Consider the following 22,664-nt stretch of genomic DNA (forward strand, 5'->3'; position numbering starts at 1 on the left):
TGACGTAGTTCAGACCCTGATTAAAGCCGAATAAGCCTACTATTCATTTTTACCTTCTGTCAGCGGTGCTGGCAACCAGATACTGGTATCAGGTAGTGGCGTTCCTTCACTTAGAAACGGATTATTGAGAAAGAGGACTTGGCGCTTCTCGATTTGGGCCAGTTCAATCCATTTTCCAAAAGCGGCAAGAAAATGTGCTTTAAAAGAGCCATCTTGCTTAGCTATCTGCAACCCTTTTAACAGACGCTTTGCCAATGCGTCATTGTCTTTGTTGACGAAGAAGTAGCGGGGGAAAGGGTAATAAAGGGCCAAGTGGTTCTCTACAGTAATATCCGGGTGTTCGTCTTTAAATCGTTCGACCTCTTGCCATGCTTCGTTTAATCCGCGAGGGAAATAGTCAACGCGCTTGTCATTTACCATGGCAAACAGCTCTGTATATTCTGGATGGCCGATTACAGGTAATTGATTTGCGTATAAAATCTGCATGTCAGCCCAGTGGAGTCCAAAGCCCGCAATCATATTGGCTCTCAATTCACCCGTGGTATCTATGGCCGAAAATCGTCCAGCAGACTGCTGATGTATGATTAAAACGCGATAGCCAAGCAAGCCGGCAAGAACAGGAAACTTTACTGACTGAAAACGCAGTTCTCTTTCCCTGTTGGTAGGCACAAAAGCGACATCTACTTTACTTTGCTCAAGTAGCCGCAGGCCTCGAGCTTCATTTACTTGTTGTTCATAAGGGACAGCACGTGCTTCACCGTACCGTTCTGCGGTCTTGTCCAATGCCATTTGAAGCAGGGCAATGTCATATTCGAATCGCGCGTCATCTTGGAAATAGACCACCTGTTTGGTTGAGTCCGCGAGGGCGCAAACACAAAAAAACAGTCCACCGATAAGGGAAAATAGTTTATAAGACGTCGGTGAAAACATTCCTTGCCTCTCGTTTTTGGCTAAAGTATTTAACTCTATGAATATAGTGTTAATTCAATGTGTTTGTTGGATTTAGAAGCCTGTTGCTTAATGTTATTCGAGGAAATGCTATGACGGTCTCATCTTTGGTTTCTGCGCCCGGCTACGTTACATCGCCTGACTCAGCTGAAAGCGACTTCCATCTGCTAAGGCCGTGGCATGATAACGAAATGCGGGCTGAAATTACCAATATTGCGCATGCACCTGCGCGCGTCTCGACTGTCACATTATATGATTGGCGTTGTGCATTTTCTGAAGAAGCCAGGATTTACGGTGAAGGGTTTCAGATGCTTTCTCAAACGGGAGGGTGGCTCAATAATGCTGAGCCGATAGGTCGATGTGACGATGGTGAGGTGTATCGACTTTATGACCGGCAGGCAGAAACGCGCGTATACAGCATGCTGCTGGTAGAAGATGCCGGCCAGTTTCATCTGTTGGGATTTGACTCATCATCGCACTTCAGTGGTTATTTTGTGATTGCTGGCGATAGAATCAAAGTCTGTCTAGACCTTGAAAACATAACACTGGAACCTTACGAAGCGACAGTATTAGAAGGTTTCGTCTATTTACAGGGTACTGACCTACCAGCTGTGTTGGACGACTTCGCTCGTCACCTTATGCAAAATCATCCCCGCGAACCATATGAGAGACTGCCCAGAGGCTGGTGTTCTTGGTACCACTACTATGAAAATGTATCTGCGCAGGATGTGTTGGAGAACCTTGAAGCACTGAAAGATTACCCACAACTTGAATTTATTCAAATCGATGATGGTTACCAGGCTTTTATGGGAGATTGGTTAACGCCGAGTGACAAGTTTCAAGGTGGTGTCAGATCGTTAGTAGACCAGATCCGTGCAGGAGGAAAACGGGCTGGAATTTGGGTTGCACCATTTATCGCACAAAGAGAGTCACATATATTCCAGGCGCATCCAGACTGGTTTGTTAAGGACACTAATGGCTATCCGCTAGCAGCTGAGAATGTTACGTATGGTGGCTGGCGCTGCACACCGTGGTACATTCTGGATGGTACCCACCCTGGTGTTATCAATTACCTCAAACACGTGATTGGAACTATGCGTCATGAATGGGGGGTAGATTACTTCAAGCTTGACGCAAACTTCTGGGGTGCGATCCACGGGGGCGTTTTCCATCGTCCAAACGCCACTCGTATCGAAGCCTATCGTGAAGGCATGGCAGCGATTAACGAAGCTGCGGATGGTGCCTTTATTCTCGGATGCAATGCACCCATGTGGCCCAGTCTTGGGTTGGTTGACGGGATGAGAGTTTCTGATGACGTGGAGCGTCATTGGCATCGCTTTAATCAGATTCGAGAAGAAACTTTTATGCGGAACTGGCAACACGGCAGGTTATGGCTAAATGATCCTGATTGTCTGGTGCTTAATTGTATCGAAGGGCAGCATGCTGAAGAGGAACATTTCAGGCTGCATTTAGCCGCGATTGTTGGAAGTGCAGGCATTCTGATGTTGGGCGATCGCCTCAACGCTCTTACAGATAAACAACGTGAAAGCGTCCATACCGTCAGCCGACTATTGGATAGCGACTATGGCGCTGCACGTTTCCAGACTTTTGATACGCAAATGGGCATATCTGAGAATAAACTCGGCCGTTTAATCTGTCTGACGAACGCAGCATCAGAGCCGCACAGAAGGAAAATTACCCTTAGGCCTGGAGAGCAGGTAAATATGATCTTGGCTGGGAACTATAGAAAAACGGATGATACCGTTGAAGTTAACTTAAGTGGGTATGATGGTGCTTTAATAGAGTTGGTTAGAAGCTAACGTCTAATCCAACGGCGATGTTACTGTCACCGTGATTTGGAATAGCGCCAGTGCTAAACATTGTCTGCAGCGTCATGTCTTCATTAATCAGGTAGCTGGTGCCAAAACCAACGGCAAAGTCGTTATTCAAATTGCCTGCTTCTTCGCCCGCATAGTAGTGGTATAGAGGATCATCGCTGCCCATGTTGAGCAAGTCATGGCGCTCTTTATTGTAAAATTGACCAAAAACTTCTACCTGATAGCCGTCCTCAAGATAAGGAACTGCGACGACGGGCAGAGCAACCATCTTGTATAGTTTGGAATCTGGAAAATATGATTCTTTTGCAGATGGAGCGAACTTAGCGTTGTCGTAAACTTCGCGGAAGGACTGTGCAACGGCAGTGTATGCTTGGGTTGGAAGTGTCGCCCATGAATCCTGTTGAGGATCAACACCGGTTAGGGGGGCAACTTGAAACTCTGTATTGCCTAAAAGAAGCTGGGAACCGTCCAGCAACGGACCGTCAACAGCAGCGGCACTGCTAGCTTGAGATACCAGAAACAACGATGTCAGAGCTTTCAGGGACTGCCTAACCACTGCCATGCTCAAATCTGCCTTGTCAAAATTACTGACGTTAAATGTAAACAAATTTAACAAATGAAACAAATAAAAATTGGACAAATTTTAAGCTAGATCAGGCCAAGCTACGTAAGCCTATGAAATGTAAATCGTAGCTAAACTAATGGAGTAACAAAACTGTGACTTGCGTCGAGTGATCTTAGTTCGAGTGTGGGATTGAGAAAATTTGGTGCGTCCTAGTGGATTCGAACCACCGACCTCTACCATGTCAAGGTAGCGCTCTAACCAACTGAGCTAAGGACGCATATAGAAGGCTTGTTGAAAAGCGGGGCGTATAGTAGCAAATCGAATCGTCTAAGCAAGGAATTTTTTGTCAGTCGTATCCAATTGCCGAAATAGTCACCAACTTGCTGATATATCGGTCAGAACCTCTTATCTAACCGCCCAGAAAACTGGTCAGTAGGGCCTACTATCAGTTAGAATTCCGCCTTTACATTCGATTTAACCAGAAACGGCGCAAATGGCGTCTATTCGGACAACAAGTCATGGAAAACCTGGAAGCATTATCCGCCGAGGCGCTCTCGGCAATCGCTGGCGCGGCGGACAACGAAGCGCTTGAAAGCCTGCGTGTGGAATACCTCGGTAAAAAAGGTAAGTTTACCGATCTGATGAAAGGCTTGGGAAAACTGCCTCCTGAAGAGAAGCCAAAAGCAGGCCAAGCGATAAACAAAGCTAAACAAGCGTTAACGCAAGCGTTGAATGAACGCCGCGAGCTTATGAAAGCAGAAGCGTTAAACAAAAAGCTGGCTTCCGAGACGATTGATGTCACGCTCCCAGGTAAAGACGCCTCTATGGGCGGCCTGCATCCCGTTAACCGCACGANCGAATCGAGAGTTTCTTCGGACAACTTGGCTTTGAAGTGAAGCAGGGGCCTGAAATCGAAGATGGATTCCATAACTTCGATGCACTGAATATCCCTGAGCACCATCCGGCCCGTGCCGATCATGACACTTTCTACTTCAACCCGGACATGATGCTGCGTACCCAAACATCGGGTGTACAGATCCGTACCATGGAAGCTGAAAAGCCACCGTTGCGGATCATTTCCCCGGGTCGTGTCTATCGAAACGATTACGATCAAACCCACACGCCAATGTTCCATCAGGTTGAGGGTTTGATGGTTGACGAAAATGTCAGCTTTACAGAGTTAAAGGGGATCCTTCACGATTTCCTGCGTGCATTTTTCGAGGAAGATTTAGAAGTGCGTTTCCGTCCGTCATTCTTCCCTTTTACTGAGCCTTCTGCGGAAGTAGACGTGAAAGGTAAAAACGGTTGGCTGGAAATATTGGGTTGCGGCATGGTTCACCCTAATGTACTTCGCTCAGTTGGCATTGACCCTGAAAAGTACAGCGGCCTGGCGTTTGGTATAGGCGTTGAGCGTCTAACCATGCTTCGTTATGGCGTAAACGATTTACGCGCATTCTTCGAAAACGACCTGCGTTTCCTTAAGCAGTTCAGCTGATCAGAGTAAGAGGTAGATAGGAATGAAATTCAGCGAACAGTGGCTCCGAGAATGGGTGTCTCCTGAGATCAGCACTGAACAATTGGCCGAACAGATCACCATGGCCGGGCTTGAAGTTGACGAAGTTGCCCCGGTAGCGGGCGAATTTTCTGGTGTTGTCGTCGGTGAAGTCGTCGAATGCGGCAAACACCCAGAAGCCGATAAGTTGCAAGTCACCAAAGTAAACGTTGGCGGTGAAGAGCTGCTTGATATTGTCTGTGGCGCAGCTAATTGCCGTCAGGGACTGAAAGTTATGGTAGCGACTGTAGGTGCGGTCTTGCCTGGTAACTTTAAGATTAAGAAGGCCAAGCTTCGCGGCCAGCCGTCGTTTGGCATGCTTTGCAGCGAAGAAGAGCTGGGTATGGCTGACAGTGCTGATGGCATTATGGAGCTGCCCGCAGATGCACCTATTGGTCAGTCGGTAAGAGAGTATTTGAAGCTCGATGATGCCGTCATTGATGTTGACCTTACAGCTAACCGCGCAGACTGCCTAAGTATTGCAGGCCTTGCACGTGAAGTTGGTGTGCTTAATCAACAGGACGTTTGCTGGCCTGAGATCAGTGACGTTGCTCCTTCAATTGACGATACCTTCCCGATCACAGTGAATGCGCCGGCAGCCTGTCCGCGCTATCTGGGCCGTGTCGTCAAAGGCATTGACCTATCAGCGACTACACCTTTGTGGATGGTGGAGAAATTGCGCCGTTGCGGTATTCGCTCAATTGATCCCGTGGTAGACATTACTAACTATGTACTGCTCGAGTTGGGTCAGCCCATGCACGCCTTTGACCTCAACCTGCTTGAAGGTGGCGTTGATGTCAGAATGGCGCAAAATGGCGAAAAACTAACACTGTTAGACGGTAGCGAAGCGGAACTTCGTGATGACACTTTGGTGATTGCAGATAATGCAGGTCCCATTGCCATGGCGGGTATCTTTGGTGGTGAGCGCACAGGTGTTAATAACCAGACTCAGGATATTCTTCTTGAATGTGCGTTCTTTGCACGTCTCGCCATCATGGGCAAAGCACGTACCTATGGATTGCATACCGACTCTTCTCATCGTTTTGAACGTGGCGTAGATCCGGCGCTGCAATACAAAGCTCTGGAGCGCGCAACCGCGCTTGTTCTGGAAATTTGTGGTGGTGAAGCTGGACCCGTCATTGATGTTACCAACGATGCAGAACTTCCTGTCAGAGAAAAAGTTTTGCTGCGTAAGCAAAAGCTGGATCGTTTGTTAGGTCACGAGATCGATCCTACGCGCGTTACTGATATTCTGGTTCGGTTGGGGTTAGATACTGAATCGACTGATGAGGGCTGGTTGGCTACTGCACCCAGCTTCCGTTTCGATATAGAAATTGAAGAAGACCTAATCGAAGAAGTTGCGCGGGTATACGGCTACAACAACATTCCGAATGTGTCCCCCAGAGCAAATCTGACTATGGGTGAGCATAAAGAGGCAAACCTGCCTTTGGCTGATGTTAAGTCAGTGCTTGTCGCAAGGGATTATCAGGAAGCTATCACCTATAGCTTTGTTGATCCGAAGGTACAGCAGCTACTTCACCCTAATGAAGAGGGAATTGTTTTACCGCATCCTATTTCGGCAGATATGTCTGTGATGCGATTAAGCATGTGGCCTGGACTTCTACAAGCTGTTCGCTACAACGCGAATCGTCAGCAGTCGCGAGTACGCCTGTTTGAAACGGGTTTAACCTTTATTCCTTCTGAGAAGGGACTGCCAGAACAAGCGCTCAACTTAGGTGGCGTGATCACTGGCTCAACTCAACTTGAGCAATGGAGCGGCGACTTAAAGCACGTTGATTTCTTTGATCTCAAAGGGGATGTTGAAGCCCTGCTGAATTTAACCGCTGCTGCGTCGGAATTTAGCTTTAAAGCGGAAAGCAATGATGCTTTACACCCAGGTCAATCTGCACGTATTTATCGTGGTGATAAAGCGATCGGTTGGATCGGTGCAATCCATCCGGCATTGGCTGACAAACTTGATGTTACATCTAAATTGTTCCTGTTTGAGCTTGATCTGACCGCGTTGTTGCAGCGATCTGTACCAGAAGCCGCACCTGTTTCTAAATTCCCTGCCAACCGTCGAGACATCGCGATCGTCGTTAAAGAGTCAGTGACAGCCGAAGAATTATTAAATTCAGCACGGAAAGTTGGCGGAAATCAGTTAGTTGGCATAGACTTGTTCGATGTATACAGAGGGCAAGGGATTGAAGACGGACATAAGAGTCTGGCGATTGCTCTGACGCTTCAAGATGTGGAACGCACACTGGAAGAACAAGAGATGGCTGACATTATGAATCGTATTATCGAAACCCTGGCCTCTGAGTTTGGTGCAAGTTTGAGGGACTAGATAATGGCGTTGACCAAAGCTGACATCGCTGAACACCTGTTTGATAAGCTCGGCCTTAACAAGCGGGATTCAAAAGAGATGGTAGAGTCTTTTTTTGAGGAGATCCGCTCGTCTCTCGAGAGCGGTGAGCAGGTTAAGCTATCTGGGTTTGGTAACTTCGAGCTGCGCGATAAGAATCAGCGGCCCGGTCGAAACCCAAAAACCGGCGAAGATATACCTATTTCCGCCAGGCGGGTCGTCACGTTCCGTCCAGGCCAAAAACTGAAGAGTCGAGTTGAACAAGCTGGCTCAGACGAGTAGGGCTTACACAACTAAAAAACCGCCGTAGAGGCGGTTTTTTTTTGGATGTTATTCTGCAAAAGCCGCGAAACATAGAGTGAGCTATTTTTATATGTAATAAAACTACATAAAAGTTTGCTTTAGTGTGATTTTGAACACATATGAAATTAAAGCTTGTAATAAAAATCCATGAGAGATATTATGTGACCAAGTTAACAATAACGCAGGGGAATGAGATATGTATTCACCTTATAGCACTTATAAAGTGGTTGCGCGTCGAGTTACGGCGTTGTTGTTAGGCTTCATAGCTTTTCCTTTTGTGTTTACTACGAAGCGTGCTCAACTTTTCAGTTACCTGCATCGCATGTGGCTGAAAACCAGTGACAAGCCTGTTTGGATGGCTCAGTCGCAGAGCGTGTTTCGTAAGATTTATTAGCCTTGAGAAGCATTTTGCTTCTGTTGAGATTTAGTGCGGGAGTCTAGACTCCCGCTTTTTTTTGCCTGAAATTCCTCACACTTCTCTTTTTGCTGATCCAAGCGCCGCGAAAATACGTTAACTTTTTGTATTAGATAACTTATTCATAAAGTTGGTGTTTTAGTTGGCAAAACTCGTTTGGTTCCGAGATGACCTCCGTGTACTGGATAACCCTGCTCTGTACGCCGCGTGCAATAACAGTGGAGAGTCTGTTTACGCTGTATTTCTCGTATCTGGCACACAATGGAAAAAGCATGACTGGGCCGATATAAAGATCGACCTGATAAAGCGCCGAATCAAACGGCTGTCTGAAGAGCTAGCGAGTCTCAATATTCAGCTTTTAGTGCTAGACGCTGCCTCGTTCGAAGACGTGCCCCATCTACTTGTACAAGTTTGCAAAGAACTGGATGTATCGGATGTTTACTTCAATTCTGAAGTCGGTGTTAACGAACATCGACGCGACTCGCTAGTTGAAGACACTCTTAGAGACGAGGAAATAGCTGCGAGAGTATTTGAAAACCGAGCAATATATCCCCCAGGCTCAATTCTCACCGGTAAAGGGCTACCTTTTACTGTCTTTACGCCGTTCAAAAAAGCCTGGCTGCGAAAATTTCAGTTGGAGGGATTGGAATGTTTGGGGAGGCCACAACCGCAAGCGGTATCTCAGCCAACTCAAGAGTTTCCACAAGCAGCCTGGCCCAATAGCACCAGTGACAGTTCGCATTGGCCTGTAGATGAGCGCTCAATTTTAGACAAACTTAGAGAATTCGCTGAGAAGTCTCTTCATGACTACGGGGAAGATAGAGATTTTCCTGCAATTGACGGTACTAGTCATCTCAGCCCCTATCTGACGATTGGTGCGATAAGTGCGCGCCAATGTATCAGTCGGCTACTTTTTAACGCACAAGGTGATTTTCATGCACTGTCACCCGGTGCACAAACTTGGTTGAGTGAATTGATTTGGCGAGACTTTTACCGGCACCTGATGGTCGCCTACCCAAAATTATCAATGCATTACAATTTCAAGGAAGGGTTAGCAAGCCTTGAATGGAATGACGATGAAAATATGTTCGAGGCGTGGAAAAACGGGCAAACAGGATATCCGTTAGTTGATGCCGGAATGCGACAACTAAATAGTACCGGCTGGATGCACAACCGTGTTCGTATGGTCGTAGCGAGCTTCCTCACCAAGCATCTTCTAATAGATTGGCGCAAAGGAGAGCAGTATTTTATGCGAAAACTGATTGATGGTGATTTCGCTGCCAATAATGGTGGCTGGCAGTGGGCTGCGAGCACCGGCGCTGATGCCGTTCCCTATTTTCGGATTTTTAATCCACATCTTCAGGCCAAGCGGTTTGACCCAGATGGTAGTTATATTCGACGCTGGATCCCAGAACTCAGCGATGAAGAGGTGAAGCTGGCAACCAGCGGTAAAACACCTCAATTTAACAATCCCAGCTATCCAGCCCCCATAGTGGATCATGCTCAGGCTCGAGAGAAGGCACTAAAATTTTTCAAGAGGGATGATTGATGTCCGATTACATCGATAGATTTACAGAGATGTTCAGGGATCTGAAGCCAGACTCATTCGAAGCAATGGCCTCTATTTACGATCCAGAGGTGGTTTTTCAAGATCCTGCTCATCAAATTGTCGGCCGCGAGAATCTGACGCGCTATTTTGAAGAGCTTTGCGGCTCGTTGCTCTATTGCCGATTTGATATCAGCCGAAGGGCAAACGATGGTGACTCAGTTTTCCTTGAGTGGGAAATGAGTTTTGCACATCCAAAACTGTCGTCCGGTAAGTGCATCGTAGTACCAGGTGTCAGCGTGCTAAAGCTCAGCGACAACGGAATATGTTCCCATCGCGATTATTTTGATATGGGAGCGATGCTTTATGAAAAACTGCCGATGCTCGGCAGCGTTGTTAGCTATCTGAAGAACAGGTTGGCAGCGTGAACATCCTAATAACCGGTGGGACCTCAGGCATTGGTAAGCAAATAGCTCTCGATTATCTGCGAGACGGCCATAAGGTAATTGTTTGGGGAAGAAACGAGGTGCGATTGCAAGAACTGGCATCTTGCGGCGCCAGTATTGATTGTGTAGACGTTACCGACGCGGAAAAGGTGGCAAATGCCTTTGAATCCTTGGTTGAAACCAAATCAATCGATTTGGCCATCTTGTCAGCGGGTGATTGCAAGTACATAGATGATGGTGAGCTAGATCTGTCTACATTCGAGCAGATGTGGCAGGTAAATGTGGTTGGCCAATTGACCTTATTGGATTGCTTCAAAAAGCATGCGGCAAGAATTGAAGGTGCTTCTGTCTATTGTGTTGGCTCCTCTGCACATCTATTTCCATTTCCTCGGGCTGAAGCTTATGGCGGCACAAAAGCTGCGCTTAATTACATATGCCGTGTTTACCGCGCCTTTCTCGCAGGAAAAGGGATAAAACTCGGCCTTATCGAGCCAGGTTTTGTTGATACACCACTAACGCAAAAGAACGATTTTGATATGCCTTTCCTCATTTCCGTTGAAGAAGCGAGCGAAAGGATCCGCCGAGGGATACGAGCGAAAAGATTGTTGATTCGCTTTCCAAGGCGTCTGATTTATTCATTGAAATTACTAGGAATAATGCCAGAGGCCTGGCAGCTGTTTATACAAAGGAAACTAACTAGTGGATAAGAAGAATATCGCGATAATTGGAGCAGGGATATCTGGCTTGGTATCGGCTTACCTCCTTAGCAGGCGCCACAACGTGGTATTGCTAGAGAAGAATGACTACATAGGCGGCCACACTGCCACTGTCGATGTAACCTTGGAGGGGACTGAATACGCGGTTGATACTGGATTTATCGTGTTTAACGACCGAACTTATCCAAATTTCATCAAGCTGATATCTCAGCTTGGAGTTGAATCTAAACCAACAGAGATGAGTTTTAGTGTCAGCAACCAGGCGACAGGCTTGGAATACAACGGTCACGACTTAAATACATTGTTCGCTCAGCGAAGCAATTTGTTAAGTCCGAAGTTTTATAAGTTTCTGTATGAAATTATGCGATTTAATCGCTTGTGTAAGGGGGCGGTTACAAAGCAAATGCCAGTTGTGACCCTGGGCGATTTTCTTGCCCATCACGGTTTTTCTGAATACTTCCAACAGCACTACATATTGCCGATGGGCGCTGCAATTTGGTCTACCAGCATCGCGGGTATGCGTGATTTTCCACTAGAGTTTTTCCTTAAATTTTTTCTAAACCATGGTTTGTTGGATGTAGCTAACCGTCCCCAGTGGTATGTGATCAAAGGCGGTTCCCGTAGTTACGTTGAGCCACTTCTGAATGCTTCAAATGCCGAAGTAAGAACGGGTGTCAAAATAGCAAAAGTCACCAGAGGTACCAGTGATGCGACCTTAACGTATGTCGATGGCGCAGAAGAGGCTTATGATGAGGTGGTATTTGCGTGTCATAGTGATGAAACTCTTGCCCTTCTGGAGGATGCCACTGCGGCTGAGAAGGCAATCCTGTCTGATCTGAAGTACAAGGACAATGAAGTCATTTTGCATACCGATACACGCTTATTGCCAGAAAACAAACGAGCGTGGGCAAGCTGGAATTACCTATTGGGTGCTGGGGATGATGCACTGCCTCAACTGACATACAACATGAACATACTCCAGGGACTCAGCAGCAAGCATACCTTCTGTGTGAGCCTGAATGCCAAAGACAAGATTGCACCAGAAAAGATACTTCGCAGTTTCAATTATGCGCATCCCCAATACACCACGAGTGCTGCAGCAGCGCAACAAAGGTGGAACGAAATCAGTGGGGTAGGCCATACTCACTTCTGTGGGGCGTATTGGTTTAATGGTTTTCATGAAGATGGTGTAAGTAGTGCCTTGAGGGTTGCAGAGGCGTTTGGAGAAAGGTTGTGACGGCAGAAGGGATTTACTTTGGCAATGTAATGCATGCCAGGCGAGCGCCTGCGCATCACAAGTTTGCCTATGAGATCTCAATGTTGTTTCTCAACCTGAGTAATGAAGGGCATTGGCCCTCCCATGGTTTGTGGTTTGGCGAGTCAGGCCACAAAGTTGCCAGGATCTGTTCGGAACGACATTTAAGTCATCGGCCAGAGGGCTCCTGGTACGACAGAGCACAAGCCGAACTTAAGGAACTTGGTGCGACTGTTAAGATCGACCGTATATTCGTTTTGTGTCATCCCACCTACTTGGGTTTTCACTTTAGTCCGCTAAACATCTATTACTGTTATCAGGGAGAAGAGTTGGTTTACTTGCTTGCAGAGGTGAGTAACACGCCATGGAATGAGCGGCACCGCTACTTGATTGACGCCAAATCACCTGAAGATACACCAAAGGATTTTCAGGTCTCGCCATTTATGGGACCTGATCAGTTTTATCGCTGGAATATCACTTCTCCGGCAGACTCTCTGTTGTTTGGCATCACCAGTTATGAGTCGGATAAAGCAATTTTTAATGCATCCCTTCAACTTAAGTTTCTTCCTCTTACTTCGACTAATCTAAAAAGCAGGATCTTACGTACACCTATAATAACTTGGAAAATTTTTTCCGGTATCTACTGGCAGGCCCTGAAAATCTGGCTTAAAGGGGTGCCATTTCTTGGGTACACAGCGCGTAGAAAGGAGCAGTCTTAGCCATGAGAGAACGTCAATTACTTTCGCAGAAACTTTATCAGTCTGAAGATGACGCGAAGATAGGATTTCGCGAACGGATGGCGAAAAAAATGGTTTTTTCCCTTCTTGAACGTCTGGAAGGTGGCAAGATCGTAATGCTTGATGGTGACAGCAGCCGTAAGTTCGGCGATGGCGAATTGGAAGTTACCATTGAGGTTAAAAAGGCTATCGCATACAGGCACTTTATGTTTGGCGGCAGTATTGGTGCCGCTGAGGCCTATGTTAGAGGTGAGTGGCAGTGTGACAATCTGACTCACCTGATCCAGATTTTTGCAAAAAATCTACCGCGCCTTGAAGCAATGGAAGCTAAGTTTAGTTGGCTGAAGGCACCTTTCAGAGTCCTTAACCACTGGACACGTAGAAATACGAAAGACCAAGCCAAGAAGAATATTGGCGCGCACTACGATCTGAGTAACGACTTCTATCAGCTTTTTTTAGATAGCAAAATGATGTACTCAAGTGCCATCTATTCAGAGCAGGCGCAGGCGTTGGATGACGCTGCCGCAAACAAATTGAAAGTCACCTGCGAAAAACTCAAGCTCAAGCCCAGCGACCACTTGATCGAGATAGGCACGGGGTGGGGCGGCATGGCGATATACGCAGCTAAAAATTATGGCTGCAAAGTGACGACAACAACCATATCTCAACAGCAATATGAATACGCCAGGAAGCGTGTTGATGAAGCGAGGTTGAACGAGCAGGTAACGGTGCTTTTGAAAGATTATCGTGAGCTTGAGGGCAAATATGACAAGCTGGTTTCGATCGAAATGATCGAGGCGGTTGGCCATCAATATCTATCTAACTATTTGGAAAAAGTATCTAGCCTGCTTAAAGATGATGGGCACGCTGTAATACAGGCAATTACCATTGCTGATCAGCGGTACGACGCTTACGTCAGAAATGTAGATTTTATCCAAACCTACATCTTCCCGGGAGGGTGTCTACCATCAATCAGTCGCTTGGCAAACGGTATGTCAGCCCATAGTGACATGGTTATTAGGAATATTGACGACATAGGTTTGGATTACGCCCGCACCCTCGCTGATTGGAGAGACCGTTTCTTCAAACAGGTTGAGCAGGTGCGCGAGATGGGGTTCTCTGAGCAGTTTGTTCGTTTATGGCAATACTATCTTTGTTACTGTGAAGGCGCATTCCTCGAACGGGCGATAAGTACTGTGCAGTTAGTGTGCGCAAAACCCAAAGCGTTAAACGTATAGAAAACGTTTTCTCCGCCTTTTGCTATGCTCAAAAGTGCACTAGGCGGAGGTGTTCACGTTGGCTGGTAAATCTTTTTTATCTCTTTGTATCCTTCCATTTATTTTTAGTTTTTTGGCGATTGCTGAAGAGCCAACCGCAGTGCGTTATGTGCTGAGTCCCGATGAAAAAAGAATGCCTGCTGTCTTTCCAAGAGAGTTGCTTGGTAAGGCTATGTCACTTTGCCGCAGCGCTAACTTTTCGCTGCAGGTTCTCGACCAACCTATGCTTCAAGGCAGAGCTACGCTCGAAATCTCTGAGGGGGAAAGTAATAATCTTCACGTGGTTTGGACCATGACCTCTCAACAGCGTGAAATGGAGTTGCTGCCTGTAAAGTTCCCCATCTATAAAGGACTCTTGGGTTACCGATTGTTAGTGGTTCGCACACAAGACCTTAGTCGTTTTAGCCACGTAAAAAATCTTTCAGATTTAGGTAAATTGAAGGGAGTGCAGGGGTATGACTGGCCTGACATTGAGATTTTGCGAGCAAACGGGCTTGATGTTGATGGGTATGGCACTACTGAAGAGATGTACCGCCTCCTTCGTGAGGGGTTTGTTGACTATTTCCCCCGGGCATTGATTGAGATTGAAAGAGAGTTGGCTCTACTGAATACGGGGGAGTTTTCAGTGGTTGAAGGGATTGCGTTACTTTATCCAGCACCGGGTTATTTTTTTACCAGCAAACAAGATCAGGCATTAAATCACTGCATTAATGATGGCCTCAATCAAATGCATGGTAATGGCAGTTATCAGCAGTTGTTTACCCAGTATTTTGGCTCCGTTCTCGCACTCTATAATTATTCAAACAGACAAGTTTTTGAGTTAACAAACCCAATCGTAAGCGAGTTTGATTCAGTGCCAACTAAGTTCTTTGACCCTATCGTTCTTCCTGCTTACAAAGACTGAGCATATTGGTAGAGGGATCTTAGTATCGCCATTTTGGCCGCGTCATTTTCGTGTTCGTGTGCCAGGTTTTCCAACTCTATAGAGAATGTCTCAATATCGATGGCATAGGGATTGGGGCTGGCCAGTCGGCTTTCTCGAAACACCCGCCAACGTACCTGTTCCTGTTCTGAAAGAAGTTCAGGGTAGTTTCTCGCCTTGAATCGGAAAAACATTTCGTGCAGTTGCGGATTCTCGAAATTTGGCTGCAGTGCGGGTAGGTCACTTGGATTTGCCTGATGAATCACCTGCATGCAGTGTTTGTCATGATCACTGAAAAAACCGCCATAGAGTCCGAAATCAGGGTCATCTACACCACCTGAAAATGGTTGTTCATAAACCTCGGCAATAGTGTGTTTTAACTGCGAATTCTGTTTCCACCAGGCTAGGTGTGCCAAACATCCTTCTCTATCGATACCCAAACGCTCAGCATTGTCAGGCGTTAACATTTTTGCTGGCGCCAGTACCGGACATTTGTTCAGGTGTATCAGTTTGAGAGGAGGGCGATATTCGGTATCAGTGCCACGGCTATAGAGCGCCTCGATTATCTGCTCTGAACTCATATCCAATAGAGGCGTTGGATCGCAGTTCAGATCGACGACTACAATGGCGTTTTTGTTGGTTGGGTGCTCAAGTAGTGGCAGCACCCAGGTACAACAGCCCTGAAAAGCAGAGATCTTAGATGAGACATGCAGTAGCGGTGTCATGCCAACCACATCGACCAGAGATCTAACTTTGTTCTTAAATCTGTGGGTATACAGATAGTCGTAAAGCCTGGGTTGTTTCTCTTTTATAAGCTTGGCAAATGCGATAGTGGCACGTACATCAGACAACGCATCATGCGCGCTTTCATGGCTCAGGCCATTAGCTGCCGTAAGATGCTCAAGTTTGAAGCTGGGGGCGCCATCTTCACGTTCCGGCCAGTTAATACCTTCTGGTCTCAAAGCATAACAAGTGCGGGCCATATCAATGATGTCCCAGCGGCTGTTGCCGTTACGCCACTCGCGCTCGTAGGGGTCCATCAGGTTGCGATATAAGGTGTTGCGAGTGACCTCATCATCAAAGCGAATCGTGTTGTATCCGGCGCCACAGGTGCCAGGTACGGAAAAAGCTTCATTTACCCGTTTAATAAACTCTACCTCAGGAACGCCTTTCGCTTTAGCCTCCTGAGGCGTTATCCCGGTAACTAAACACGCCATCGGCGCAGGCAGAAAATCATCTGCTGGCGAACAGTGGATGTTGATTGGTGTACCGATTTCATTGAGATCTTCATCGGTTCTTATCGCTGCAAACTGAGCTGGGCGATCGCGTTTAGGATCTGCGCCGAATGTTTCGTAATCGTGCCAGAGAATGGTGTTTTGTTTCATTACGACGTTTGTGCCTTACCGGGTGCGGGAACTATCAGAGGGTAACTCTCGTAGAACTATACCACTTTTGGCGGGGTTCCCCATAAGTGCTTGTTGCGGTTGTTCAGTAATTTCTGTAGTTTGATTTAAATCAAATTAAGAGCTTCATCAAATATTCACGGTACGGGGCTTGCTTATTCGCTTCGCAAGCACCAAAGTAGCGCCCCGTTGGTGTATCAAGGCTGTTACCGTTCCCATAAAACTAAATGTACTGGGCAGCGATGTACTGCTTAGACAATTGGAATAGATACGGGGAGAGACTCATGAGCAAGGCCAAACGATCGTCATTTCGCATATTGAACCATCACCTGACCAACTGTCTGCAGCGTGGCGAGGAGCAGCGTCAAGCTGTCATTGCTAATCTACTCCAGCGTAAGCGGACCAACCGTCAGTAAAAACAAGATTCTCACTGGCTACAGACGTCTGTGGTCAGCAAAAAAAGGAGCAGAAAACTGCTCCCTTTTTTCGTCTACTTCTTGCTGTTCTTTATGGCGTGTAATAGGTGGCTGCGCCTGGGCCAACCGGAAGGCCTGCAACAAATACCCACAGGAAGAAGAACAGACTCCAGCCAATAATAAATACGATGGAGTAGGGCAGCATGGTCGCCACCAGGGTGCCAATGCCGAGATCCTTCTTGTATCTCGATGCTGTCGCCAGGATCAGACCAAAATAACTCATCATCGGTGTGATCAGGTTGGTAGTCGAATCACCAATACGGTAAGCCGCCTGAATCGTTTCTGGCGCATAACCAACCAGCATCAGCATCGGCACAAATATTGGGGCGGTAACGGCCCATTGCGCTGACGCCGACCCCAGCATCAGGTTGATAAAACCACAAACGAGGATAAAGGAAAAAAACAGCATGGGCCCCGTCATGCCAATCGACTGAAGCATCTCAGCCCCCATCACCGCCGTAACCGTACCGAAGTTTGTCACTTTAAAGAATGCAACAAACTGTGCAGCGAAGAATACCAGCACAATGTACATACCCATGGTGCTCATGGATTCGCTCATAGCATGAATCACATCGCGGTCGGTTCTCATCTTGCCTACGGTACGACCAAACACATACCCCGGAATAGCAAAGCAGATAAAGATGAACGCAACGATACCCTTCAGGAAAGGAGAGCCGGCAACGGCTCCCGTTTCTGGGTGTCTTAAAATGCCACCTTCCGGGACAATAGTCAGCGCGAGAATGACGCTTAACACCAGAACGGAAATACCCGCGTTTTTGAGTCCCTTTTTCTCATCTTCGGTCAATTGATACTTTGCAGTGTCATCGTCCTGTACCGATTCCTCACCCTCGCTTGGATCCCACTTGCCAAGTTGTGGTTCAACCACACGTTCAGTAACAACGGTGCCCAAGATAGTGATAAGGAAAGTACTGGCCATCATAAAGAACCAGTTAACTTCCGGTCCGACAACGTAGTCTGGATCGATCATTTGCGCTGCAGATTCGGTAATGCCGGACAGCAATGGATCAACGGTACCAATAAGCAGGTTTGCGCTGTAGCCGCCGGAAACACCCGCGAAGGCGGCGGCTAATCCGGCGAGCGGATGGCGCCCCAAGGATTTGAAGATCATGGCCGCCAGCGGGATCATTACGACGTAGCCAAGTTCTGACGCTGTATTTGAAATGATGCCGGAGAAAACAATAATGACGGTGACCATGCGTGGTGATGCGCTCATCACCATGCCGCGCATCGCCGCAGACAACAGCCCAGCACGTTCCGCAATACCGACGCCAAGTAGCGCTACCAGTACTGTACCTAAGGGGGCAAAACCGGTGAAGTTGGGTACCAGACCGGTGACAATAATCGCCAGCCCTTCGGCGCTCAATAGGCTGAATACTTCGATCGTGGCACCCTCGGTACGAGGATCGGCGACACTCAGGCCCAGGTAGGATGCGATACCTGATGCAACAATGACGGTGAGCGTCAGGATCGCAAATAGGGTAATGGGGTGTGGCAGTAGGTTTCCTAAAAACTCCACACCACTCAAAAAACGACTAAAAAGCCCTCTCCGTTGGGCATGACTGTCTGGAAGTTGGCTTTGTTCGGTCATGTTTTAGTTCAGTTCGAAAATACAGCAGCGGGTAAAATACTGATTACGGCGGCTGACTGCCAGCGGAAATGGCTAAATCTGACGAAAATGCTGGGTTTATGTTTTAGATAAACCGACAAAAAGCCTTTACAGCAACCGAAGGTCAAGAGAAATTCCCCTCTTTTTGTCATTGATAGATGGGTTGTGACTAGGCTTTCATTGGGTAAGTAAACAAGAAGAAGTGCGTCAGGTTGAGCGCTGCATGGACGGCGATAGGCGCCAAAATTGACCGTCCATAATAATAAGCCAGGCCATAGCCCGCGCCCGCAATGGTGCTCAACACCAGCCATTGCAAACCACCTGGCAAATGAACCAGACCAAACAACAGGGTTGTGATTAACACACCGACAATGCCAAAACGTTTGGTAAAGAACTGTTGTAGCAGCCCTCTGAACAGTGATTCCTCAGCGACGACAGTAATGCCGATATTCAGTGCGACAAACCAATACCATCCCCTTGGAAGCTTGGGGTCCCAACCAATAACGTCAAACAGCATCATACCTACGGCCAACGTAGTCACGACGCTAAGAACAAATACAATCGCAAATATCGTTAGCAGGGAAAGTTGGCGATGTGAGGCCGAGGCCCCTTGTTTGTCTCTGCTTAGCAGCAAAGGTAACAGCACAACGCCGACAAGGAGTTTGTCAAAATTCAGGTTCAAAGAATGCGGAACGGCATTGACCGATATCTGCCGGGCCTCCCACACCGATTGATTATTAAATCCCGGCAGCAGATGCAGCATCAGAATCGCAGAGAACAACATCAACCCCCAAAGCAAGAGTGGTTGATGCTTGATGTTTGGCTGAAAACATATGTGCGCCAGCGTGAGAAATAGTAATGAAAAACCAAGACCAAATGCGTCGAGCCCGCCTGCTAAGGTAGCCAACAGCATTAGAGCGAATGTCCCCAGATACAGCGGCGTCTGCAAACCCTGTAAATAAGGGAATCTAAAGTGGTGTTGAAGATTCACAGGCTAATCAGCTGATTCAGAGAATGAAATAGATAAGCTAACTTGATTGGTCAATGATGCCAACCCAACTTTACTTGCTAGCTTGGTCGGGGACTGAGTGTTTGCGCGCAAGTGGTGCTTATTCATTGGATTTTGTTGCTAAAAGTCTGGTAATGGTGCCGGGGTTGGAGCACTTTCCAAATTAGGTTAAAACTCTATCCTACTGAAAAATATGGTTATTACCTGAGCTTTTAGAATTTGAAGACTATTGGAACGGGTTTCGCTTATCAAACTACCATTAAGGTTGTGACCAAGTTCCAGCGCCAAACAGGACTACAAATAGGCAAATTGCGATGCATCATGGCTACAGATACACCCTGGGTAGCCAGGTATATAAGTTCAAAAACCTGGCTGATTTGATGGCAAAAGCTACCCCCAGTCGATCCGGCGATAAACTGGCGGGTGTGATCGCAGAAAGCGAAGAGCATAGGGTTTTTGCACAAATGGCGCTGGCCGAACTCCCGCTGAACAGTTTCCTTAGTGAGGCCTTGGTGCCTTATGAGAAAGACGAAGTGACACGTCTTATCATAGACAGCCACGATAAAGAGGCATTCTCGCCCATTGCTCATCTGACCGTCGGTGATTTCCGGAATTGGCTATTGAGTGATGAAGCAGACAGTGAAACCTTAACCAAGGTTGCCACTGGCATTACACCAGAAATGGCGGCTGCGGTAAGCAAGATAATGCGCAATCAGGACTTGATCCTCGTGGCTCAGAAATGCGAGGTCGTAACTGCTTTTCGTAACACCATTGGCCTGCCTGGACGATTTTCTACCCGGCTACAACCGAATCATCCTACAGACGATATAAATGGAATTGCAGCAAGTATTCTTGATGGTCTGCTGTACGGCAATGGTGATGCAGTTATTGGGATTAATCCGGCAACTGACAGTGTTCAACAAACGATAAAGCTGTTGGAGATGATGGATCAGGTGATCCAGCGTTACCAGATCCCAACACAATCCTGTGTGCTTACTCACGTTACTAATACATTGGAAGCGATTGAGCTGGGTGCGCCGGTCGATCTTGTATTTCAGTCTATCGGTGGAACAGAAAACACCAATAGCAGTTTTGGCGTCTCGCTATCTATGTTGGCCGAAGCGCAGCAGGCCGCGTTGGAATTAAAGAGGGGAAGTGTCGGAGCCAATCTGATGTATTTTGAAACCGGCCAAGGCAGTGCGCTATCGGCGAATGCGCATCATGGCATTGATCAGCAAACCTGTGAAGCGAGGGCGTATGCAGTCGCTAGGGCGTTTGATCCCTTGCTGGTCAACACTGTGGTTGGTTTTATTGGTCCCGAATACCTATTCGATGGTAAAGAGATTGCCAGAGCGGGTTTGGAAGACCATTTCTGTGGCAAGCTGCTTGGCCTGCCGATGGGGTGCGATATCTGCTACACCAATCATGCTGAGGCCGACCAGAACGATATGGATAACCTGCTAACACTGCTGGGTGTGGCAGGATGCAACTTCATCATGGGCATCCCGGGCTCTGATGACATCATGCTCAACTATCAAACAACCTCCTTTCACGACGCGCTTTACACTCGCCAAGTACTCGGATTGAAGCCCGCGCCTGAATTTGAACGCTGGTTGCAAGAAAACCAAATTGTGGTTGCCGGGGAGCGTTTTCGCCTCAATGATGAAATGCCAAAAGGATTCAGGCATACCCTGAAGGCACTTGCTGGTGGCGAACAATGAATAAACAAATCGTTTCAAATCCGTGGCGGGTTCTAAACCAGTTTACCGATGCCAGGATAGGATTGGGTAGAGCAGGGGGAAGTCTACCGACAGAAGAATTGCTTAAGTTCCAATTAGCGCATGCACGGGCCAGAGACGCGGTGCACCAACCGTTAGATATTGCAGACCTAGTCAGCCAGTTGGGTAGTATTTCTGATCAGTTGCCCCATCTTAAAGAGGCTTTAACCAGTCAGGCAAACGACCGTATAAGCTATTTACAGCGCCCTGATCTCGGTAGAAAACTCAATGAAGCCTCTATCAACTATCTAAAGCAACAAGTTGACGTAATAACCGAGAGAGCAGCGATTGCGCAGAGTTTTGATCTTGCCATTGTTATTGTCGATGGTCTCTCGTCAACAGCTGTCCAAACTAATGCGTCTCCCTTAATCGCTCAATTGTTTTCGGCGCTTAACGAAGAGCGACTTGAATGGTCTATTGCACCCTTGGTTTTGGTAACTCAAGGACGCGTGGCCATAGGTGATGAGATCGGTGCGTTGATGCATGCCCGAGCGGTATTGGTGCTTATTGGTGAGCGCCCCGGGCTAAGTTCCCCCGATAGCTTAGGCATCTATTTGACTCACGATCCGCAGCCTGGACGAACGGATGCGCAGCGCAACTGTATTTCCAATGTTCGACCAGGTGGTCTGAGTTATAGCGAAGCCTGCAACCGAACCCTTTATTTGTTGCGGGAAGCAAGGCGCCTCGGCCTTTCTGGTGTCCAACTAAAAGATCGTAGTGACGAGAATGTAATAGAACATCAAAGCAGCAATTTTCTGTTGGATGACTCCAGTGGTTAAAAATGTGGTTGTGAAATCACTCGCGCTACCGTTTATGGCGTGTGTGTAGCTGGCAATGAGAATTATTATTGCAACCGTGATCTAGGCGAGGTGTTCGCACATTTTCTGTACAAGGTGCTCGAAGGCACTGTTATAAAAGAGAAGAGTGGTGATCAGGCGCCAAACTAAGACAAACAAATAAGCCTGGTCTAAGCTTGCGATAGCGCCCCAATTTTTGGGCAGGACGCGTCGCATATTCATGGGGGAAGTTATGAAATCATTAAAAGTAAAAGACTACATGGAGCGTCGCCCGGTAACACTCGGGCCAAAACATACGGTGGCTGAGGCAGTACAAAAGCTTCTTGCGGCTGAGAGAATTGGTGGCCCGGTTATCGACGATAACAAGAAACTGGTCGGTTTTATCTCGCAACAAGACTGTCTCAGAGCGGCGGTTGAATCCTCATATCACTGTGAGGGCGTGGCGCTGGTTGAAGACCTGATGCGACAAGAAGTTCTCACCGTGAGTCCAGAAGACAGCGTATTGGAACTGGCGCAGCAAATGTTAGGTCAGAAGCCCAAACTTTATCCAGTTGTAGACGAATATGGTCATTTGATGGGGTTGATTGCTCGACGAGATGTTTTACGCGCGTTAGCCACCCACCTTGACACCTGTTTCGGTAAAGCCAGTTAACCACTGGCTTTCGTCTCTCTTTCAAGCTTGATAGGAT

20 protein-coding genes, 1 tRNA gene and 1 pseudogene are annotated in these 22,664 nt (G+C 47.4%); 16 read left to right on the top strand and 6 right to left on the bottom strand.

The features are described 5' to 3' along the window. Positions 1-39: 39 nt before the first annotated feature. The gene (locus tag ABEA14_RS11530; RefSeq protein WP_345340161.1) at positions 40-930 is read right to left on the bottom strand and encodes a hypothetical protein; all 891 of its coding nucleotides are present in this window, start codon (positions 928-930) and stop codon (positions 40-42) included. A gap of 110 nt (positions 931-1,040) precedes the next feature. On the opposite strand from ABEA14_RS11530, the gene ABEA14_RS11535 reads away from it, so the two are divergent. Continuing rightward, positions 1,041-2,768 (top strand): glycoside hydrolase family 36 protein, encoded by a 1,728-nt coding sequence (locus tag ABEA14_RS11535; protein WP_345340162.1) that lies wholly within the window; start codon positions 1,041-1,043, stop codon positions 2,766-2,768. On the opposite strand, the gene ABEA14_RS11540 is transcribed toward ABEA14_RS11535, so the two are convergent. Then, positions 2,758-3,348: a hypothetical protein gene (locus ABEA14_RS11540; RefSeq protein ID WP_345340163.1), complete on the bottom strand. Its 591-nt coding sequence runs from the start codon at positions 3,346-3,348 to the stop codon at positions 2,758-2,760. The two genes, ABEA14_RS11535 and ABEA14_RS11540, sit on opposite strands and share 11 nt — an antisense overlap. Before the next feature lie 203 nt (positions 3,349-3,551). Continuing rightward, a tRNA-Val gene (locus ABEA14_RS11545) sits at positions 3,552-3,628 on the bottom strand. Positions 3,629-3,869: 241 nt separating this feature from the next. Between ABEA14_RS11545 and pheS the strand changes: the two are divergent. The 11 genes and pseudogenes from pheS to ABEA14_RS11595 all read left to right on the top strand — a co-directional run bounded on the left by pheS (position 3,870) and on the right by ABEA14_RS11595 (position 14,867). Further along, a pseudogene (gene pheS / locus ABEA14_RS11550) lies at positions 3,870-4,846 on the top strand (phenylalanine--tRNA ligase subunit alpha). A 22-nt stretch (positions 4,847-4,868) separates the two neighbouring features. Beyond that, positions 4,869-7,250, top strand: a complete 2,382-nt coding sequence (gene pheT, locus ABEA14_RS11555) for a phenylalanine--tRNA ligase subunit beta (RefSeq protein WP_345340164.1) — start codon at positions 4,869-4,871, stop codon at positions 7,248-7,250. Positions 7,251-7,253: 3 nt separating this feature from the next. Further along, positions 7,254-7,550 carry an integration host factor subunit alpha gene (locus ABEA14_RS11560; RefSeq protein ID WP_345340165.1) on the top strand — a complete coding sequence of 99 codons (297 nt, stop codon included), beginning with the start codon at positions 7,254-7,256 and terminating at the stop codon, positions 7,548-7,550. 217 nt (positions 7,551-7,767) lie between these two features. Continuing rightward, complete coding sequence (locus ABEA14_RS19355) at positions 7,768-7,965, top strand: DUF2517 family protein (protein ID WP_377776198.1); 198 nt, start codon at positions 7,768-7,770, stop codon at positions 7,963-7,965. 163 nt (positions 7,966-8,128) lie between these two features. Further along, complete coding sequence (phrB, locus tag ABEA14_RS11565; RefSeq protein ID WP_345340166.1) at positions 8,129-9,535, top strand: deoxyribodipyrimidine photo-lyase; 1,407 nt, start codon at positions 8,129-8,131, stop codon at positions 9,533-9,535. Beyond that, positions 9,535-9,960 (top strand): nuclear transport factor 2 family protein, encoded by a 426-nt coding sequence (locus ABEA14_RS11570; RefSeq protein WP_345340167.1) that lies wholly within the window; start codon positions 9,535-9,537, stop codon positions 9,958-9,960. Before phrB ends, ABEA14_RS11570 begins: the two co-directional genes overlap by 1 nt. After that, on the top strand, positions 9,957-10,685 hold the full coding sequence (locus ABEA14_RS11575; RefSeq protein ID WP_345340168.1) for an SDR family NAD(P)-dependent oxidoreductase: 729 nt from the start codon (positions 9,957-9,959) through the stop codon (positions 10,683-10,685). Before ABEA14_RS11570 ends, ABEA14_RS11575 begins: the two co-directional genes overlap by 4 nt. Further along, positions 10,678-11,931: an NAD(P)/FAD-dependent oxidoreductase gene (locus tag ABEA14_RS11580; protein ID WP_345340169.1), complete on the top strand. Its 1,254-nt coding sequence runs from the start codon at positions 10,678-10,680 to the stop codon at positions 11,929-11,931. Before ABEA14_RS11575 ends, ABEA14_RS11580 begins: the two co-directional genes overlap by 8 nt. Further along, positions 11,928-12,668 carry a DUF1365 domain-containing protein gene (locus ABEA14_RS11585; protein WP_345340170.1) on the top strand — a complete coding sequence of 247 codons (741 nt, stop codon included), beginning with the start codon at positions 11,928-11,930 and terminating at the stop codon, positions 12,666-12,668. Before ABEA14_RS11580 ends, ABEA14_RS11585 begins: the two co-directional genes overlap by 4 nt. Positions 12,669-12,670: 2 nt before the next feature. Beyond that, positions 12,671-13,924 carry a class I SAM-dependent methyltransferase gene (locus ABEA14_RS11590; protein WP_345340171.1) on the top strand — a complete coding sequence of 418 codons (1,254 nt, stop codon included), beginning with the start codon at positions 12,671-12,673 and terminating at the stop codon, positions 13,922-13,924. A 58-nt stretch (positions 13,925-13,982) separates the two neighbouring features. Further along, on the top strand, positions 13,983-14,867 hold the full coding sequence (locus tag ABEA14_RS11595; RefSeq protein WP_345340172.1) for a substrate-binding periplasmic protein: 885 nt from the start codon (positions 13,983-13,985) through the stop codon (positions 14,865-14,867). On the opposite strand, the gene sbcB is transcribed toward ABEA14_RS11595, so the two are convergent. After that, positions 14,855-16,270 (bottom strand): exodeoxyribonuclease I, encoded by a 1,416-nt coding sequence (sbcB, locus tag ABEA14_RS11600; protein WP_345340173.1) that lies wholly within the window; start codon positions 16,268-16,270, stop codon positions 14,855-14,857. The two genes, ABEA14_RS11595 and sbcB, sit on opposite strands and share 13 nt — an antisense overlap. A gap of 302 nt (positions 16,271-16,572) precedes the next feature. Between sbcB and ABEA14_RS11605 the strand changes: the two genes are divergently transcribed. Continuing rightward, positions 16,573-16,704 (top strand): hypothetical protein, encoded by a 132-nt coding sequence (locus tag ABEA14_RS11605; protein ID WP_345340174.1) that lies wholly within the window; start codon positions 16,573-16,575, stop codon positions 16,702-16,704. Between the two features lie 91 nt (positions 16,705-16,795). On the opposite strand, the gene ABEA14_RS11610 is transcribed toward ABEA14_RS11605, so the two are convergent. Both ABEA14_RS11610 and ABEA14_RS11615 read right to left on the bottom strand, forming a co-directional pair. Then, entirely contained in the window at positions 16,796-18,373 is a 1,578-nt protein-coding gene (locus ABEA14_RS11610) for an AbgT family transporter (protein ID WP_345340175.1), read from the bottom strand. A gap of 187 nt (positions 18,374-18,560) precedes the next feature. After that, complete coding sequence (locus ABEA14_RS11615; RefSeq protein WP_345340176.1) at positions 18,561-19,304, bottom strand: CPBP family intramembrane glutamic endopeptidase; 744 nt, start codon at positions 19,302-19,304, stop codon at positions 18,561-18,563. A 410-nt stretch (positions 19,305-19,714) separates the two neighbouring features. Between ABEA14_RS11615 and ABEA14_RS11620 the strand changes: the two genes are divergently transcribed. The 3 genes from ABEA14_RS11620 to ABEA14_RS11630 all read left to right on the top strand — a co-directional run bounded on the left by ABEA14_RS11620 (position 19,715) and on the right by ABEA14_RS11630 (position 22,627). Further along, a complete protein-coding gene (locus tag ABEA14_RS11620) occupies positions 19,715-21,121 on the top strand; it encodes an ethanolamine ammonia-lyase subunit EutB (RefSeq protein ID WP_345340177.1) in 1,407 nt (468 codons plus the stop codon). Next, positions 21,118-21,957: an ethanolamine ammonia-lyase subunit EutC gene (gene eutC, locus ABEA14_RS11625; protein ID WP_345340178.1), complete on the top strand. Its 840-nt coding sequence runs from the start codon at positions 21,118-21,120 to the stop codon at positions 21,955-21,957. The genes ABEA14_RS11620 and eutC overlap by 4 nt, the downstream gene beginning before the upstream one ends. Before the next feature lie 250 nt (positions 21,958-22,207). After that, on the top strand, positions 22,208-22,627 hold the full coding sequence (locus ABEA14_RS11630; protein WP_345340179.1) for a CBS domain-containing protein: 420 nt from the start codon (positions 22,208-22,210) through the stop codon (positions 22,625-22,627). The last annotated feature ends 37 nt before the right edge of the window (positions 22,628-22,664 follow it).

It is taken from the genome of Corallincola platygyrae (assembly GCF_039544265.1).
In the GTDB taxonomy this organism is placed as follows: Bacteria; Pseudomonadota; Gammaproteobacteria; order Enterobacterales; family Neiellaceae; genus Corallincola; species Corallincola platygyrae.